Genomic DNA, 226 nt, shown 5'->3' with positions numbered 1-226 from the left:
TTCTTTTCCCGGGATAGCGTGGCGCTCCCGCTCAAAGAAAACCCCTGTCACCACTCCAATATTATTTTTTCCCTCTTGGGCGAAGACGGTTTTTCCGGAGCCGCGTAGGTGTTCACCAGCATCCGGACAAACCCTGAAAGGCTCAGGCCCAGATCCCCGGCATACATCACGGCCCTCTCCTTCTCTTCCCGTGAAAGCCTTATCAAAACCTGTTGATCCTTCATCA

1 protein-coding gene is annotated in these 226 nt (G+C 53.1%); it reads right to left on the bottom strand.

All coding sequences use genetic code 11. From position 1 onward, the window contains the following. Positions 1 to 47: 47 nt before the first annotated feature. Positions 48 to 206 carry a hypothetical protein gene (locus GTN70_01360; protein ID NIO15645.1) on the bottom strand — a complete coding sequence of 53 codons (159 nt, stop codon included), beginning with the start codon at positions 204 to 206 and terminating at the stop codon, positions 48 to 50. Positions 207 to 226 lie beyond the last annotated feature (20 nt).

This window comes from Deltaproteobacteria bacterium (assembly GCA_011773515.1).
In the GTDB taxonomy this organism is placed as follows: domain Bacteria; phylum Desulfobacterota; class Deferrimicrobia; order J040; family J040; genus WVXK01.
This window is presented reverse-complemented; position numbering and strand designations above follow the sequence as displayed.